The sequence below is a fragment of the Streptococcus halichoeri genome (assembly GCF_009870755.1).
Classification (GTDB): domain Bacteria; phylum Bacillota; class Bacilli; order Lactobacillales; family Streptococcaceae; genus Streptococcus; species Streptococcus halichoeri.
Map to the genome: position 1 here is coordinate 1 of NZ_WLZU01000034.1, position 16,839 is coordinate 16,839.

General features: G+C 40.4%; 18 protein-coding genes and 2 pseudogenes. 3 read left to right on the plus strand and 17 right to left on the minus strand.

Features of this window, described 5'->3' with window-relative positions:
• The first annotated feature begins 175 nt into the window (after positions 1-175).
• Positions 176-526: a DUF3397 domain-containing protein gene (locus GWD08_RS07790; protein WP_159565090.1), complete on the plus strand. Its 351-nt coding sequence runs from the start codon at positions 176-178 to the stop codon at positions 524-526.
• 149 nt (positions 527-675) lie between these two features.
• Here GWD08_RS07790 and GWD08_RS08925 read toward each other — a convergent pair.
• Both GWD08_RS08925 and GWD08_RS08930 read right to left on the minus strand, forming a co-directional pair.
• Positions 676-2,157, minus strand: a pseudogene (locus GWD08_RS08925) (DNA translocase FtsK); the annotation flags it as partial.
• A 356-nt stretch (positions 2,158-2,513) separates the two neighbouring features.
• A pseudogene (locus tag GWD08_RS08930) lies at positions 2,514-3,072 on the minus strand (cell division protein FtsK); the annotation flags it as partial.
• Positions 3,073-3,439: 367 nt separating this feature from the next.
• On the opposite strand from GWD08_RS08930, the gene GWD08_RS07800 reads away from it, so the two are divergent.
• A complete protein-coding gene (locus GWD08_RS07800; RefSeq protein ID WP_159550330.1) occupies positions 3,440-4,246 on the plus strand; it encodes a peptidylprolyl isomerase in 807 nt (268 codons plus the stop codon).
• 565 nt (positions 4,247-4,811) lie between these two features.
• Here GWD08_RS07800 and GWD08_RS07805 read toward each other — a convergent pair.
• From GWD08_RS07805 to GWD08_RS07815, 3 genes are read right to left on the minus strand one after another with little or no spacing between them, the layout of a single operon-like run.
• Positions 4,812-5,639, minus strand: coding sequence for a metal ABC transporter permease subunit (locus tag GWD08_RS07805; RefSeq protein WP_408022835.1), 828 nt, complete (start codon positions 5,637-5,639; stop codon positions 4,812-4,814).
• The gene (locus GWD08_RS07810; protein WP_159565094.1) at positions 5,640-6,365 is read right to left on the minus strand and encodes a metal ABC transporter ATP-binding protein; all 726 of its coding nucleotides are present in this window, start codon (positions 6,363-6,365) and stop codon (positions 5,640-5,642) included.
• Positions 6,366-6,422: 57 nt separating this feature from the next.
• Positions 6,423-7,319 (minus strand): metal ABC transporter substrate-binding lipoprotein, encoded by an 897-nt coding sequence (locus tag GWD08_RS07815; protein WP_408022842.1) that lies wholly within the window; start codon positions 7,317-7,319, stop codon positions 6,423-6,425.
• 174 nt (positions 7,320-7,493) lie between these two features.
• Here GWD08_RS07815 and GWD08_RS07820 point away from each other — a divergent pair, with 174 nt between their 5' ends.
• On the plus strand, positions 7,494-8,174 hold the full coding sequence (locus GWD08_RS07820) for a metal-dependent transcriptional regulator (protein WP_159565097.1): 681 nt from the start codon (positions 7,494-7,496) through the stop codon (positions 8,172-8,174).
• Positions 8,175-8,349: 175 nt separating this feature from the next.
• Here GWD08_RS07820 and GWD08_RS07825 read toward each other — a convergent pair whose 3' ends face one another.
• The 12 genes from GWD08_RS07825 to GWD08_RS08935 all read right to left on the minus strand — a co-directional run bounded on the left by GWD08_RS07825 (position 8,350) and on the right by GWD08_RS08935 (position 16,681).
• On the minus strand, positions 8,350-9,039 hold the full coding sequence (locus tag GWD08_RS07825) for a 5'-methylthioadenosine/adenosylhomocysteine nucleosidase (RefSeq protein WP_159565099.1): 690 nt from the start codon (positions 9,037-9,039) through the stop codon (positions 8,350-8,352).
• A 30-nt stretch (positions 9,040-9,069) separates the two neighbouring features.
• Positions 9,070-9,351 carry a cell wall synthase accessory phosphoprotein MacP gene (macP, locus tag GWD08_RS07830; protein WP_159565101.1) on the minus strand — a complete coding sequence of 94 codons (282 nt, stop codon included), beginning with the start codon at positions 9,349-9,351 and terminating at the stop codon, positions 9,070-9,072.
• On the minus strand, positions 9,351-9,905 hold the full coding sequence (locus GWD08_RS07835) for an NUDIX domain-containing protein (protein WP_159545031.1): 555 nt from the start codon (positions 9,903-9,905) through the stop codon (positions 9,351-9,353). Before GWD08_RS07835 ends, macP begins: the two co-directional genes overlap by 1 nt.
• Before the next feature lie 34 nt (positions 9,906-9,939).
• A complete protein-coding gene (glmU, locus tag GWD08_RS07840) occupies positions 9,940-11,322 on the minus strand; it encodes a bifunctional UDP-N-acetylglucosamine diphosphorylase/glucosamine-1-phosphate N-acetyltransferase GlmU (protein ID WP_159565103.1) in 1,383 nt (460 codons plus the stop codon).
• Between the two features lie 95 nt (positions 11,323-11,417).
• A complete protein-coding gene (locus GWD08_RS07845; RefSeq protein ID WP_159565105.1) occupies positions 11,418-12,380 on the minus strand; it encodes a Gfo/Idh/MocA family protein in 963 nt (320 codons plus the stop codon).
• Position 12,381: 1 nt separating this feature from the next.
• Positions 12,382-12,831, minus strand: coding sequence for an ASCH domain-containing protein (locus GWD08_RS07850; protein WP_159565115.1), 450 nt, complete (start codon positions 12,829-12,831; stop codon positions 12,382-12,384).
• A gap of 65 nt (positions 12,832-12,896) precedes the next feature.
• Entirely contained in the window at positions 12,897-13,595 is a 699-nt protein-coding gene (locus GWD08_RS07855; protein ID WP_159565107.1) for a 3-oxoacyl-ACP reductase, read from the minus strand.
• Positions 13,588-13,824, minus strand: coding sequence for a DUF2829 domain-containing protein (locus tag GWD08_RS07860; protein WP_159550488.1), 237 nt, complete (start codon positions 13,822-13,824; stop codon positions 13,588-13,590). The genes GWD08_RS07855 and GWD08_RS07860 overlap by 8 nt, the downstream gene beginning before the upstream one ends.
• Before the next feature lie 200 nt (positions 13,825-14,024).
• Positions 14,025-14,207, minus strand: coding sequence for an AlbA family DNA-binding domain-containing protein (locus GWD08_RS07865; protein WP_159565109.1), 183 nt, complete (start codon positions 14,205-14,207; stop codon positions 14,025-14,027).
• 119 nt (positions 14,208-14,326) lie between these two features.
• Positions 14,327-14,689, minus strand: coding sequence for a TIGR02328 family protein (locus GWD08_RS07870; protein ID WP_159565111.1), 363 nt, complete (start codon positions 14,687-14,689; stop codon positions 14,327-14,329).
• Positions 14,690-15,007: 318 nt separating this feature from the next.
• A complete protein-coding gene (locus tag GWD08_RS07875; protein ID WP_159565113.1) occupies positions 15,008-15,835 on the minus strand; it encodes an EbhA in 828 nt (275 codons plus the stop codon).
• Between the two features lie 693 nt (positions 15,836-16,528).
• Positions 16,529-16,681, minus strand: a complete 153-nt coding sequence (locus tag GWD08_RS08935; RefSeq protein WP_425280443.1) for a helix-turn-helix domain-containing protein — start codon at positions 16,679-16,681, stop codon at positions 16,529-16,531.
• Positions 16,682-16,839: the final 158 nt, after the last annotated feature.

A 16,839-nucleotide genomic window follows, 5' to 3' on the forward strand; every position in this document is an offset into this window, starting at 1 on the left:
TGCATTTAATTGGAAGAAAGGGCATCAGTGAATATTGTTGACCAATTGTTAAGACAAGGAAAGTCATTATTATCTCCCTTTGGACTATAACAAATTGGACAACAATATTAACTACGGGAATGATTCAGCATTAGTCATAGTTTACAAGTTGGCTATTTGAGTATAAAATAGTCTTATGACAATATACAAATTAATTGCTGCTGCTTTTATCTTTTTAACACCCATCTTTGCCGCTGTCATCGTGTCCTTTTTTAGATTGAACAAAAAAGGACTGAAATTTCCTGATTTAGCACTTCCCCTTTTTGTGGTGGAAATGCTCCTTATAGCCGAAAAATTCTCTATTCACCCTTTGCTGCCTTACTATACGATTATCATGTCCTTGTTAGCATTAGTCATTGCCCTGTTGCTAATTGTGCGCAGCGAGTCCTTTACCTATGCCCGCTTTTTTAAGTTATTTTGGCGACTTGGTTTTTTTATCACTTTTTTATTTTATGTTGTATTAGTGGTATTTATTTTCACGATATAAAGAACTCTTAAAAATAATAGGAGTTTGTTTAGGCGAAAAGGTCTAAACAAACTCCTATTTTTTATTTGCCATCACTTTGGCGAAAGCTCGTTTTAGCTCAGCTGACTGCTTTGCTTTTTTCAAAAGCCTCACTGCTGCCTAAAACAAGTTTAGTTAGACATGTCCTGTGTCTGTAAGACTTTACGGGGTTTGGTCCCTTCGGCAGGGCCGATGACACCCGCTTCTTCTAATTCTTCCATCAAACGAGTGGCCCGATTAAAACCAACAGACAAACGACGTTGCAACATGGACGCTGATGCTTTTTGTGTTTCTAGGACCAAGGACTTCGCTTCTGCAAAAAGCGGGTCCCCCTCGCTTTGCCCGGCACTTTCTCCTGGGCTATCTGTTTCTGAAATCTCACCTGGATCAAAACTCGTATCATAATCAGCCTCGGACTGGTTTTTAATGAACTGCACAATGCCTTCAACATCATCATCAGAGATATAAGAACCTTGTAAGCGCACGGGGTGATTTTCATCAATTGGTTTAAATAACATATCACCACGTCCTAACAGTTTCTCAGCCCCGTTTTCATCCAGAATGGTTCGACTATCAGTACCCGATGAGACTGCAAATGCAATGCGTGAAGGCACATTTGCCTTGATTAAACCGCTGATGACATCCACAGAAGGACGTTGAGTAGCCAAAATCATATGAATGCCAGCTGCGCGAGCTTTTTGTCCAAGACGAATAATCGCATCTTCTACTTCTTTGCTGGCAACCATCATCAGATCTGCTAATTCATCAACAATCACGACTATTAGAGGAAGTGGAATTTCTTTTTCCTCACTTTGTTTATTGAACTCTTCAACTTTGGCATTGTAACCAGCTATGTTACGCACGCCAATCTTGCTAAAGCGCTCATAGCGATTCTCCATTTCATCTACTACCTTTTGCAAAGCTTTGGCTGCCTTACGCGGATTGGTAACAACGGGAATCAGCAGATGGGGAATATCATTGTAGACAGTTAGCTCAACCATCTTAGGATCAATCATCATAAATTTAACCTGATCAGGACGCGCTTTCATTAAAATACTCGAGATAATCCCATTAACTGCCACGGATTTTCCAGAACCAGTAGAGCCAGCTACCAGTAAATGTGGCATTCTCGCCAAATTAAAGCTTCTAGCGCTGCCATTGACTGCCTTTCCTAAAGGCACTTCGAGTAAATTATTGGGATCAGCAGCTGATTGTTCCCAAAGCTCACGGAAAGACACTGTTGCTATTTCTGAATTTGGCACCTCAATGCCCACCAAAGATTTGCCAGGTATGGGAGCTTCAATCCGGACATCCTTAGCAGCAAGGGCTAAAGCCAAATCATCAGCCAGATTTGATATACGATTAACACGGACACCAACTGCTGGTTTGATTTCATATTTAGTGACAGAAGGGCCAATCTCCGCGCGTTCGACCTTGACATCAATGCCAAAACTGTGAAAGGTATCTTCTAAGATCTGGATATTTTTTCGAACCAAATGTTTTTCCTTGGATTGATTTTTCGGCTTATCTGGAGCAAACAAATCAATGGTTGGCAAATGGTATAAAAGATTGGTTTTGGGTGTAAAGTCAACCTCGACTGGTTCATTATCATCCACAGCTTTTAATTCTGAACTTGGCGCTGGTACAGAATCTGCCGGTACTTCGAGTTCTTCTATATCTACGGCTTGGTCTTTTGGAAATGCCACAGGGTCATAGCCGATTATCTCTGGCTCATCAAGTGGTAGATGTAGCTCTTCTTGCTCCAAAGCTCCGTCTAAAATCTCGCCTGTTTCCGGATTTACTCTGCCGTCCCAAGTTTCCTGGGTCAGAGCTTGTTCCTTAGCTAGTGCTGCTTGCTTTTGCTTTTTCGTCTGCGCCAGCTCTTTTTTTGCTTGCTGACGGAGCTTACGCCGCGCAAGCAATTGCTGATAGGCAGTCTGTAAGCCATAATAGAGTCGTCTAAACATGTCAAAGACATCATAAACATCCCAAGAGCTGATTAAAAAAATACCGAGTAGAATCAGTAAACCACCAATGAAAAAGGAACCAATATTGGAAAAGAGAAAGGCAATGGGCTTATAGAGCACAGCACCCAGCATCCCACCACCAACAAAAGACTGAACCTTGACATGGAACAAATCTCTAGTCAATAATTGGATTGTCCGGCTAAGAACCTCTTGATCGTGGTTTAGAGGCTTAGCAAATAAATAAGCGTGGTATTCAATCAACAGCCCAATAAAAAGTGTGATAAAGCCAGCAATCAAGCCTTCTTTTTTGCGCAGCGATTTAAAGAAAAAGAGATAAATCAAGACCGCAATAATAAAGAGGTAGGCCAAGCTACCTACCACAAAGCGAATGATATTATAGGTGGTAATCCCAAAAACGCCCAATCGCACCGCCCCAATCACCAAGAGAAGAGCCAAAAAGAGCGAACTAATCATTCGGCGGATCGCTTTTTGCTTGTCTATTTCTGCTTTTGTTAGGCGCTTTTTCCGCGCACCTTTTTGTCGTTGATTTCGTTTTGCCATAAGCTTATTATACCTTTTTTTCAGCCATCTGACTATAGGCGACCTTCGTTAGCACAAGGAAAATCGCTGCGCAGAGAGCTATTCTGAGAAAGGCCGACATTTCTTTGATTGTGGGCATCACACTAAGAACAACAGCTTAAGCATTCAGTGTCCTAGCGCCAGCTTATTGGCAAGTGCAAATTATCTAAGCCTGAACCAGGTCAGATGAAGACCTCTGTCCTAGAAAGAATGACAGGTGAACTGCTCTTAAGTTCAAGCTTTTTAAGAAATGGCATTGGGGCTGATTAGTTAATTCTTGCCATTTTGCGAACTTTAGATTATTATTAAACTGACTTGATTAGACCATCTATTATGATTAGGAGCAGACATGAAAAAAATTATTTCCCTTACTCTTGTTTTAGTTAGTTTAACGGGCTTATTTGGTTGTGAGTCACTTAATCGTGCCATTAAAGGTGATAAATATGTTGATGATAAAATCACGAAAGCATCAAGCGATAAGGCGAGCAGCCAATACGAAAAAGAAATTAAAAAGGCATTAAAAGCAGACCAAAGTGCTTTCCCACAGCTCAATACAACTGTTGGTAAAGATGAAGCAAAAGTTATATTGAAAACTAGCCAAGGTGATATGACACTCAAGCTTTTTCCTAAACAAGCACCACTTGCAGTGGAAAACTTTTTAACCCATGCCAAAGAGGGCTATTACAATGGACTGACTTTTCATCGTGTGATTGCTGATTTCATGATTCAATCAGGTGACCCAAATGGAGATGGGACAGGTGGTGAATCCATCTGGAAAGATAAGAAAGAAGCAATTGATTCTGGGCGCGGCTTTGCCAATGAAATCTCCCCATTCTTGTATAATCTCCGTGGCGCACTAGCCATGGCCAATGCTGGGGCAGATACCAATGGTAGCCAATTCTATATCAATCAAAATAAAAAGGACCAAAGTAAGGAATTAGCCGCTAAGAACTACCCTAAACCCATTATTAAAGCTTATCAAAGTGGCGGAAATCCTAGCCTTGATGGTGGCTATACCGTTTTTGGTCAAGTCATTGAGGGTATGGATGTGGTCGACAAAATCGCCACTAGCCCCGTTGATAAAAATGATAAACCCAAAAATAAGATTACCATTACAAGCATTGATATTATCAAAGATTACCAATTTAAAAACTAGTACCACTGAGCTGAAGATGAACTGACATCCCCTATCTTGCACAGCCTAACTTTGCCCTCTCGCTCGCCGCCACCTCATACAGCATTAAGTCGGCAGAAAGGCACTAGCTAGGGGAGGCTCAACAAAGCCTTAACTTGTGCTCGTTTCGGATATGGCGAAAACCTAATCAAGATAGCAAGTATTTGGCTGTCGACCAGTTAAAAAGCGACATGTAGAAATAACCACTCGCCAAACCATCAAGGCCTGATGAGAGAAGCTTTTCCCATCAGGCCTTGATTTTTTTCTACTTTAACGACTTTTTAAAGCAAAGAGTTGTTTAACTACCGCAGGCATTGTTACTTTTGGTAGCAACTGTTATTCTTGTTGGCTCCTGCTTTAATGGCAAAGTACTCAAACTAAGCTAAGACCCAACAACTCTAAGCAGGTTTTAAGTCCGCAAAAGCAAAATAAGTCTAGTTGACTGCTTTTTAGAGCTGTGCTAAACTTCTATAGCTCCAGCAGACTTTCTTTTCATTCCTATTCACAGTAAGCAGGCTAGAAACAGTGCCAAATGCAAGCCTTATTGTCACACACGCTTGGTCTTTTTAGGTGATATGAAGAAGCAAATTAAAAAGATCAAAGCAGCTGTCAAGACAATGCTTGAGCCGGCAGCAATATTAAAGGTATAGCCAATATAGAGTCCCAGCACTGAAGTCAGAGCACCTAGACATGCAGAAAGCAACACCATGGTTTTTAAGCTATTGACAAATAAATAAGCGGTCGCAGCTGGCGTAATTAACATGGCAACAATCAGAATCGTTCCAACACTTTGCATCGCAGTAACTGCTACCAAAGTCAGCAAAATCATCAAGAGATAGTGGAAAAAGCGAACATTGATACCCATTGAAGTCGCCAAAATCGGATCAAAAGAGGTCAACAACAGTTCCTTGAAAAAGAGAACCACCAAAGCAATGACAATAATGGAAACAATGATGGTAATCCACTTATCACTATCTTGAACAGCTAAAATATTCCCAAAGAGGATATGAAAGAGGTCTGTCGAACTATTGGCCACACCAATCAATATGACCCCTAAGGCTAAAAAGGAGCTAAAGGTGATACCAATAGCGGTATCTCCTTTGATGACACTATTTTCTCGAATATAGGTAATCATCACCGAAGCTAAAATCCCAAAGATAATGGCACCGATAAAAAAGTTTATCCCCAAGATAAAAGAAACAGCGACACCAGGTAGAACCGCGTGTGAGATAGCATCCCCCATTAAAGACATCGAACGCAGGATAATAAAACAACCGACAACACCAGAGACAATACCGATGACAATAGCTGTCACTAAGGCATTCTGTAAAAAATGATAGGTCATCAGTCCTTCAAAAAACTTTCCAAATATCATTTATCTTCCCCTTTTCTGAACAATCAGGTCATTACCATAGGCTTTATTTAAGACATCACGTGTGAAAACATCTGCAACTGTTCCTTGGGCTATTAAACGTTTATTTAAGACAATTAATTGATCAAAATAGGCCTCGACTTTGCTAAGATCGTGATGAACGATTACAATCGTTCTACCTTCACTCTTTAATTGCCGCAAGCAATCCATTATAATCGTCTCACTTAAGGAATCAATCCCCACAAAAGGTTCATCTAAGAACAGATAGTTTGTCTGTTGAATCAAACAACGCGCAAGAAGCATTCTTTGAAATTGGCCGCCAGACAAGGATTTGATGGGGCGTTCGGCATAGTTTTCAAGACCGACTTGTTTCAAATAATAGGCAACTTCTTTATCCATCTTATGCCCTAAGGGACGCATTAAGCCCAACCGGGCAAAGGTTCCTAAGGCTACACATTCTTTTACGGTAATTGGAAAATTTAAATCAATCTGACTACGTTGCTCCACATAAGCCAAGTCAGATTGGGGTTTAGTGCGCAATTCGCCATCTATCTTCACTTCGCCAGTGTAAGCCAGTAGATTTAGCAAAGCTTTCATTAAGGTTGATTTCCCAGCGCCATTTGGACCAATAATTCCAATAATGCCTGGTTGGTCAATGGTGAAAGAAACATCATTTAAGGCTGCTTCTCTCCCATCATACGAAACGGTCAAGTTAATACTTTCTAGCATTTTCCCTCCTAAAAAACAAAGCACAAGCCCTCAATTGAGTTATTGTGCTTCCATTATTTATTTTGCAAGTCCTTCAGAAATTTTATCAAGGTTCCATTTCATCATAGCATAGTAACTATCACCTTTTTCACCTTTTTTAGCGATAGAATCTGTGAAAATTTCCGCATATATTGGAATACCGCTATCTTTTGAGACAGTTTTCATTGGTCGCTTGTCAACACTTGATTCTACAAACAAGGCTGATGGTTTACGATTTTTTAGCTTGGTCACAAGGCTAGAAATTTGATCAGGAGTTCCTTCTTCTTCTGTGTTAATTTCCCAGATATATGCTGACGGCACACCGTAAGCTTTTGAGAAATACTTGAAGCATCCTTCACTTGTAACAATGAGTTTTTTGTTATCTGGAATAGCCTTAAATTTAGTTTTGGCTTCCTTATCTAGTGTTTCAAGTTTGGCTACATAAGCATCACGATTTTTTTCGTAGGTTGCTTTATTTTTGGGATCTTTAGCAATTAACTGTTTGGCAATATTTTTAGAATAGATTATTCCGTTTTCAAGATTTAACCAAGCATGAGGGTCTTCTTTGCCTTTTTCGCTTTGGCCTTCAAGGTAGATCACTTCAATGCCTTTGCTAACAGGGAAGTAGTCTTTATTTTTGGTTTTCTTAGCATTTTTTACTAACTTGGTAAACCAGGCTTGGCCACCATCTTCTAAATTAATCCCATTGTAGAAAATCAAATCAGCAGAGCTGGTTTTTTCAACATCTTCTGGAAGAGGTTCATACTCATGTGGATCTTGTCCCACAGGGACGATACTGTGTAAGTTAATTTTATCACCCGCAATTTGCTTGGTCATATCAGCAATAATAGAATTTGTGACGACCACGTTTAATTTGTCATTTTGCGCAGCTTTTTTTTGACCTGAACAAGCCGTTAATAGGGTGACTGACAAAATAGCGAGTACAAGGGAGGCTACTTTCTTCACTACTTTTCTCCTTAATATTATTTATTTATTTAATTAAGTATAGTTAATTATAATATTAGGATAACTAACCATAAGCTCTTTGTCAAGATTTTTTTAGAATTTTTTGATATAATAATCATTATAAATAAGAGAAAGGCATGACCCATGACGCCTAATAAAGAAGACTATTTAAAATGCATTTATGAGCTTGGGGAGCAGCACCCCAAAATTTCTAATAAAATGATTGCAGGGCACATGCATGTCTCTGCTCCGGCAGTTTCAGAAATGATTAAAAAAATGATTGCCCAAGAATGGATTACTAAAGATAAGAGCTATGGCTATAAATTGCGAGAAAATGGCCTGCAGGTCGTTTCTGATCTTTACCGTAAGCATCGCCTGATTGAGGTTTTTTTAATCAATCAACTTGGTTATACTGCTGAAGAGGTTCATGACGAAGCCGAAGTTTTAGAACACACTGTTTCTGAAACCTTTATTAACCGCTTAGATAAGCTTTTGGGCTTTCCCAAATTTTGTCCCCATGGAGGTACTATCCCAAGAAATGGACAAACCTTAGTTGAAGAAAACAAGCTGATGTTATCACAAATTTCTGAACCGGGTGAGTTTGTATTAAGCCGTGTTCATGATCAATATGATCTCATTAAATACCTGCAAAGTCACCATTTAACCTTAAACACCCACTTTACACTGAAACAGATTGATCATTTTGCCAAAACATATACCATTACTTACGCCAATCATGAACTGGTTTTGCCTGAAAATATTGCTAATCAACTCTATGTTAGCTATCAAAACAAAGAGTCACGGTCACAGGTGGCCAGCCTGTAAAAAATGGCTGGTTTAGAGGTATATCTCCCTAAAACCAACTGCTTTTGACCCTAAAAGCGGTCAGCAAGAGCAAAAATACCAACTAAGATAAGAAGCAAACACTGTAACTTTAGCAGATAACCTTAAAAAAGAGTGGACAATAAGCCCAAAGACAATGGCTAACCGTCCACTCTTTTTATAAAGCTTTTAAAAACGCCAAAACAGTCTGGGCGGATTGCTGACCTGCTTGCGCTATAAATTGATCAAAAGTAAGATTGGCATCATGGGCAGCCGTATCACTCATTGCTCGAACAACGATAAAAGGTTTACCACAAGCCTGCGCGGCTTGTGCAATCGCTGCGCCTTCCATCTCAACGGCCAATACTTGGGGAAAGTGTGCCTTGATGGCAGCGATTTTTTCTTGCCCAGCGATGAAACTATCCCCAGTTGCAATCAAACCGACCTGACTATGTTGTTTAGTCCTTGCAAGTGCTCGCACAAAAGCAGCAACCAGCTGCTGGTCACATTCAAAATAGAGAGGCTGCATGGACATTTGCCCATAATCATAGCCAAAGGCAGTCAAATCCACATCATGATAGACCAGGCGGTCAGCTACAACAACATCGCCAACAGCTAAACCTGAGGCAACTGCTCCGGCAGATCCGGTATTGAGCACCGCATCAACATGAAAATGCTCAACAAGAATAGCAACGGTCATTGCTGACATTACCTTGCCAACACCAGACATGACTAAGACAACCTCGCGCTGCGCCAAGCGGCCTTCATAATAAGTATGATTAAGCATTGTGGTTTCTTTTTTATCTGCTAGTTTTTCCACAAGCAGGCTAAGTTCTTGCTCCATAGCAGCAATAATCCCTAATTTCATCGGATGATGGTTTCCTTTCTGGTCTGGCGCTTATAAATTAAAGATGGCATAGACTAAAATAGCGATGAGAATGACTAACGCAATCAATAACAGATTTAATTTTGATTGAAATTGATGACGTTTTTCATTTTCAATCCGCCGACTTTTATAGATACGCTCGCTATCATCCTCATAGGGCTCATAGTCGTAACTATAAACATCACCAGTGACAACTACTTTAGTATCAAAATCATCAACATCATACTCACTTGAGAAGTGTTCCCCGCGGTTTGCCCGTTCAATGACATCATCTGACAATAACGGTTTGCCCATTAGCAATCACCTCCTTGATGCAGACCATAATACTGCAAGGCAATCAGTGTCTTTGCATCAACAATCACACCCTTTGCCACTAGGTCCATACATTCCTGATAGCTCAATTCCATTAGTTCAAGCACTTCATCCTCATCTTGGGGGCGGGGATTAGGCACTTTTTGCAGGTCTTTTGCTAAAAAAAGTGTGATTTTTTCATTGCAAAAGCCAATGGCTGTATAAAATTGATACAGAAATTCTAATGAACCTTGATAGCCGGTCTCTTCTTCCAATTCACGCGCAGCTGCTTCTTGCTCCTGTCCTTGTTCGCCAGCTTCTAATTTTCCTGCCGGAATTTCATAAGAAACAGCTTCAATAGCTTTGCGGTATTGTTTGACAAGGAGAATTTTAGAATGATTAGTAATGGCTAAAACAGCGACAGCTCCAGCATGAAATACAAGTTCACGTTCTGCTGTACCAAGACCGTTAGGCAATTGCACCTCATCACGCGCAACCGTGACTATTTTCCCCTTGTAGATCTCCTTGCGATGTAATGTCTTTTCGATAAAGTCCATCTTGCCTTCTCCTTATGACTCTGATTCATTTGCTCTAAGCCTGCTGATTAGGATGGTGAGGCAGGCGTTTGGCATAGCCTTCTTTGACTACTTGGCGGCTGCGGCCAATAGCTAAGCCATCAGCTGCAACATTCTTTGAAATGGTAGAACCAGCTGCTGTTAAGGCATTATCGCCAATGCTCAGTGGCGCAATCAAAGTCGAATTACTACCAATAAAGACATTATTGCCAATTTGTGTTTTAAATTTGTTTTTACCATCATAGTTAACTGTAATGGTACCCGCACCAATATTTACTTCTGAACCAATCTCAGCATTACCAATATAGGTCAAATGCCCAGCCTTGGACTTAGCCCCAATAGCAGAACCTTTTACTTCAACAAAATTACCAATGTGCACCTCATCTGCCAACTGCGAGCCCGGTCGAATGTGGGCGTAAGGTCCTACAGTGACACCCGAGGCAAGGCTTGAAGCTTCGATGGTAGAATTTGTAATCACAGACCATGGACCAATCTGACTGTCAACCACGTAGGTGCCATTAGTAAGGACACAACCATAACCAATAGCTGTTTCACCTTTTAAAGTAACATTGGCTTCAAGAGTGACATTAGCTGCAATGACTACCTGGCTATCAATATAGGTAGTGTCAGGATTTTGGAAGGTGACGCCATTTAGCATGTGTTTTTGATTGATCCTGTGGCGCATAACTTGTTCAGCCTTGGCCAAAGCTAAGCGGTCATTCACGCCCAGGCTTTCTTCAAAATCATGTAGAGCATAAGCCCCCACTTTTTCATGGTTCTCTCGAAAAATGCTAATGAGATCCGTGAGATAGTATTCACCTTGAGCATTATTTGTTGTAATGCTCTTTAAAGCCTCAAATAAGCGACGATTATCAAAGACATAAGTGCCTGTATTGATTTCGTTGACAGCTTGTTCTAGAGTTGTTGCATCTTTTTGCTCAACAATCTTCACGACTTCTCCAGCCGGATTTCGGATGATGCGTCCATAGCCAAATGGGTCTTTGGCGCGAGCTGTTAAAATCGTTGCCACATTTTGCTGCTCAAGATGGCAATCCATCAATGCTTTTAGGCTCTCTCCTGTGATTAAAGGGGTATCACCAGCAATAACCAAGGTGTGGCCTTCAAGATTAGCGAGCTCTTCTTTGGCCATCATAACCGCATGCCCAGTACCTAATTGCTCCGCTTGCAAGGCAAAAGCTGATCCTTCTTTGAGGACCTCACGCACCAGATCAGCTTGATGCCCAATAACTGTAACGGTCTTAGCTGGCTCAATAGTGGTTACGCTATGAAAAACATGTTCAAGCATACTTAAGCCTGCTACCTGATGTAGCACTTTTGGAAGGTTGGATTTCATGCGCGTGCCTTTGCCCGCTGCTAAGATAATTGCATAATTTGTCATAAATGTTCCCTTTATTCATCAGTATCATGTTCATTATATCATATTTAACCGCAAGCACTGAAAAAAGAAGGTGCCGGCAGACCTTCTCTTCGTTTTTAAAGCGCTTGACTTGCAGCGTCTAAAACAGCCATTACCTGTTTACTATGCTCTAATATGGCTTGTGCTCCTGCTGTATCTTTTTTAGCAATCAGCTGCGCAAAATAACGAAATTCAGCAGCCATTCTGTGCTCATCAGGGTTCTGATTGATCGTTTGCTGCGCTTGCTTATTAGGGTAAAAATTAATAGCAGGCAGGGTATTGGTTGCACCATCAACCACAATGACCCCCTTATCCCCCTGAATAGTAGAGCGTATCGGAGCTGAGCAATCCTTAGCCGCGATGCAGACAACTTTAAAATCAGGATACGTCAGCAGCAAAATCCCCGAGGTGTCAACTCCTTTTTCCATATTTGGCAGATAACTAACTGTAGTTGGTGCGCCAAATAACCCCACTACAAAATGAATATTATAACTATTAAGATCACGCAGGGCTCCGCCGCCCTTGCTGGCATCAAAAGCCGGGGCAATCTGACCAGCTTTAAAGGCATCATAGCGAGAAGAATATTGGGAATAATTGCATTCAACAATTTTTACTGTGCCAATTTCTGCCAGATGTTCTTTTATCCAGTGATAATTGGCTAAGTGTTGATTTGTAATAGCCTCCACCAAAATACAAGATGTTTGCTTGGCCAAGGCTGCTAATTCTTCTAGCTCAGCCAAGGTCATGGTAAAGGGTTTTTCACAAATGACGTGTTTATGGGCTAAGAGGGCTTTTTTAGCCATCTCAAAATGTAAATGATTAGGGAGGGCAATATAGACAGTATCGACTTGCGAATCAGTCAAAATGTCATGATAGTCACTGGTTGCTTTTGCTATCGCATATTGCTTGGCTAGTTTATTTGCTTTAGCTAAGCTGCGCGGTGTTGACAAGATAGCCTCCAATGATACGTCAGCCATTTCCTGTAGTACTGGCAAAGCCTCTTGGACAATCATTCCCGTACCTAATACAGCTAATTTCATTTTACTCTCCTAACTGTGGGTAAACCACTTGAAATTCCTCTAAAACAATAGGACTCTGTTCAGAAAAAACAAGACCTGCCTCTTCAAAATAAGGTTGAAAGAAGTCCAGATGGGTCTGGCGCCACCCAGCTAAACTCCGATCTCCCTCTCCTTCCTTATAAGCATGTTCTGCTGACACCTGATTAAAAGGAAGCACCTCAACCTTAGTAATGTGAATAATGCAGACTGCTTGGCCTTTGCCATCTAGCACAACATCATAAGTTCCGACTTGTGGCAGCGGTTCTTGATCCACTGCATATAATTCATAGGCAGAAGCCGTTGCTGTTTTAGTGCCTTCTAAGACGAGCTGAGCTAATAGATCTGGTTGAACGCCAAAGGCCCAGGCATCGATCTCATCTCCAACACTGGGATTAATCTTTTGATAGGCTTGCCATAATTCTTCTGCTGTCATTTCTTTTCCTTTCAAATCAAACGAGGGAACTGATACAATGCCCAAATCATTCTCAATATACTTGGTCATTTCAGACTCCAACCACCATCCATTTTAAGGATTTCGCCTTGCATGGCGCCTGCTTTGCCTGAAGCCAAATACAAGGTAAGCTCAGCAATTTCTGCTGGCTCTAGCCAACGCCCAATCGGGGTTTCATCAGCGACCCATTGGGCTAAGCCACCCGGTGCAAAGTCGGCTTTGGTCATGGCCGTTTTAACGGCGCCTGGTGCGATGCCAAAAACCTGAACACCTGATTTGGCATAATCCAGAGCAAGTTGGCGGGTAAAGCCTGCCAAGGCATGCTTGCTAGTGGTGTAAGCCGCCCCGCCGCCGCCAGCTAGAAAACTGGCGATAGAACACATGTTAATGATAATACCAGATCCGTTAGCTAGCATTTGCGCTAAGTAATGGCGAGTGATACGAATCGTAGCAAAGAGATTGACCTGAAAAATCTGGTCAATGTCAGTATCACTAATATCAAGCAAGGGTTTGTAGTCGTCAAGAATTCCAGCGGTATTGCACAAAATGTCCACATTCTGTGCAAAGTCGTAAAGCGTAGCTAAATCTCCGCTAATATCCAGTTGCAAAAACTGAAAGTCACCGGGCAAGTCGGGCTTGCCTGACTTGTCAACGCCATAGACAGCGTAGCCATTCTCCAAAAAAAGACGGGCCTGAGCTAGGCCGATGCCTGAGGATACCCCTGTGATGAGGACGCGTTTAGTCATGGACTTCCACCCAATCGGTGGCTAGCACATCACATGGGGTTGGTGCCCACATGGAAAAGCCTTCGCCAGCTCCAGAGACATTAATCAAAAAGTAGGGCGTCACCTCAAGAGCTTGGCCGTTTTGCTCAATGCTATCAAAAAGCTGCACATAGTTTTCAGCGCCGCCCCAGCCTGTCCGAACGTATTTTTTCTTTGCTTTTAAGCCTGGTAAAATCTCTTCAAATGTCATGGTTTTCTCCTTTAGTGTCTGTAATCGTTGATTTAATAGCTTTTGTGACTCACGTGAAATATAAATTTTGAAATTTGTACGGCTTTTAGTTCCGAAACACACATGTGTGGACTTTCTTGTGGGTCCACAAGTTATTCCTGGTTTTTCATAAAATGAAATCGCTTTTTTGTTCTTTGATAAGTGACTATATCTGTTCATTGTCATATTATTAGCGGAGCAATCCCTTTTACAGGATTTGTCTTATCTCTTTCATCATAACCTAAGATTACAACTCCTCCGTTAGTATTTGCAAAAGCAGAATAGGTTTCCCAGAATGATTTGGGCAATCCTTTTTCAGCAGCTTTATATTCAATAGTAATCCCTTCAGGAAGCTTAATGTCCATATTTATTATTCCTTTCAAAAGATAATCTCAAGATAGTCTCAAGATATTTCACGCGCTCCAAAATTAAGTTGCTAATTTTGTTGACAGCAGCAAAGCTAGTAACCACACGCAAAATACTGCTATATATCAATTCCCTTTGCTCTGAGGTTTTCCAAACACTCTTTTAAATATTTTTGGGTATGCTCTGGGTAAATGGGTACCGTGCGTTCTTCATTTTGTAATACAGAATACGCTGATTCAGTCAAACCACGATAAAGAGGATCTTTCCATTTAGCATCAGGATTATATCCTCTTTCCTCCATTTCATCCATGATTAAGCAATGGTATTGGTAAAGCTTATATGGTGAATAGTTAAAGATATAGTTAACAGTTGCATGAGGACGCCCCCAGCCACCACCTCTTAGTGCCGCGCATTCTCTATGCTGGCCTAATAATTGCTGTCGTGGTAGTTTACTGATAATTTCTTCATGCCATAATCTCATGGATTGATTTTCTCCTATTGGTTTTTTGTTAAAAATACTTAGGTTTTAAAAAAGCTAAAGTGTCGGTAGATGTCGGTTATCTAACCTGCCCTAGACTCTCATGTAAGTTACTTCCGAATAAGAAAGTATAGTGAGTAACAAACTAAAATAACCACAAAGATAAGTGACACAATAGCTAGCATAGTTATATCAATCATTTCAATTCCTTTTTCCCAAACAGCTGTATCTGTCAATAATCCTAGAACCTTATTTTTTAACCCTAAATTTAATCAAACGCAGGGTGGCATTTCAATACCAAACACAGTAGGTAAACTTGTCTTATTCTTTGATCTCAATCAACTTGTTATATATTTTCCCAGTTAAGGATATTTGCTGACTGGCCGTGAGGTATCTTGAAGTCCTAATGACTAAAGTACCATAAACATAATGAGAACCCGGATTTAACATTCCTTGACCGTCAAACGCACTTAAGTAGATGTTACGAACTTTTGCCTCATCAGAGGTTTTGTATACTTCAATGTTTCCGCCCGCATCTGCCCCCTTAGCTACAATATCAGCGCCATCCACAGTCTCAGTTACCTGATTATCAGTAAAGTAGATTGAGGCTTTATAACCACCTTGTTTGTTCAAATTACCGTTTGGATCGTTTGTTTCAGTTACTGATTGAAGACCTGTAACTGTATCAATCTCTTTCACACGCTCTTCAATAAATGCCTGACTTGGGTTAGTGATTTGGGTCAGTTGTTTAACACTATTTGTATAAGCTATGGAACTATCTGTTAGAGACTGAATAGTCTTTGAGTAGTCTATAGGTTGCTTCAGCGCTTTGGTCTGTTTATTGATAGCTTCGGTTCTATCTGCTACCTTTGGGATTTTCCTTAACTCACTTTTAGCAGTTGCTACTGCTACTTTTAAATTATCTAAAGTCTTTTCATCTAGCGGTTTCTGGTTAGTTTTGATGAGCTTTTCAGCTTTGGCAATATCATTTTTTAAACTATCATTTTTCGTTCTAACCATTTGAACAGCCTTGTTAAAGTCTGTGACAGCTTTTCGGTGAGGAACATAACTCAACAAATAGTAGCCCAATCCTCCGCCGACAACCAGCAGAATGATTAGTGCTGTAATGATAGTATTTTTCTTTTTCATGGTGATTCCTTTCTGAAATCATGGTCAGACAATTTTTGTATAGTATGAGCATATCTGACAGGAGGCATTTTCTAATAGTGTTGTGACGAATTTTAATTAAAGTTAAGAATTGTTGAGGTTTTTAGATGTATGCGCGTGGGTAGTCTTCATCGTCTGAATCAGTAAATTTAGTCATATCAAGATAATATAAAAACGTAATTATTTAATTAACTAGAAAGCTCTATCTGATCTAATAACAGAAAGTACCTTGATGTGTGACGTTTCAGAGGAAAACCATTTCGTTTCTCTTTTTTCATTTCTTCTCGAGACGCCTTATCACGCGTTCTATATTGGTAATCAATAGCTTCTATCATACCTGTTTTCTTTGTCAATTCAATAATTTGCTTTTCATTTAGCATCTTTAAAGAGTTAACTAATAGCAAAGCTTGATTTCTTGAGTCAAGATCCTAATGTATTTGACTCTGGCCTCTATAGCGTTGTCTAAATCAACTAAAGTAGGGTAAGCAATGGTAAAAAAGTTTGAAGGTTTTGTTGCATGTTCAGAGATTGAGATTTATAGAGCTTTATCTGTTTTAAAACCGCTTTTTTTGGTTTCTTCATCTTGTCTATTATCTATACCAATTTGTCCGACTAAAACTTGCACGACAAATTCAAGCAGATTGCAGGTAGCCTCATCCCCCAACAGATACCCGACTAGCACACCAAAGAAGTCAGGATCGTTTGGGATTTATCGGGCTGGATTTGCCTCTCTCCTTTCTCCCAATAAATGTAAGTTCTCTTTATGACGCCAATTTTATTTGCTAATTTTTGCTGAGTTAGCTTTTTTCTTGCCTTAACTTTTTTAATCCAGTCATTGTCTTAATACCTTTCAAAAATTATTATAACACTAAACATTTTCAAGGTGAACAAAATCAATAGAAACAAAAAAGTGTTGACCGTGTTGAGGTTGAGTAAAAAGCCTCGACAAGACGTCATAAAAGAGCTGGAACCAAAAAGTTCAAGCT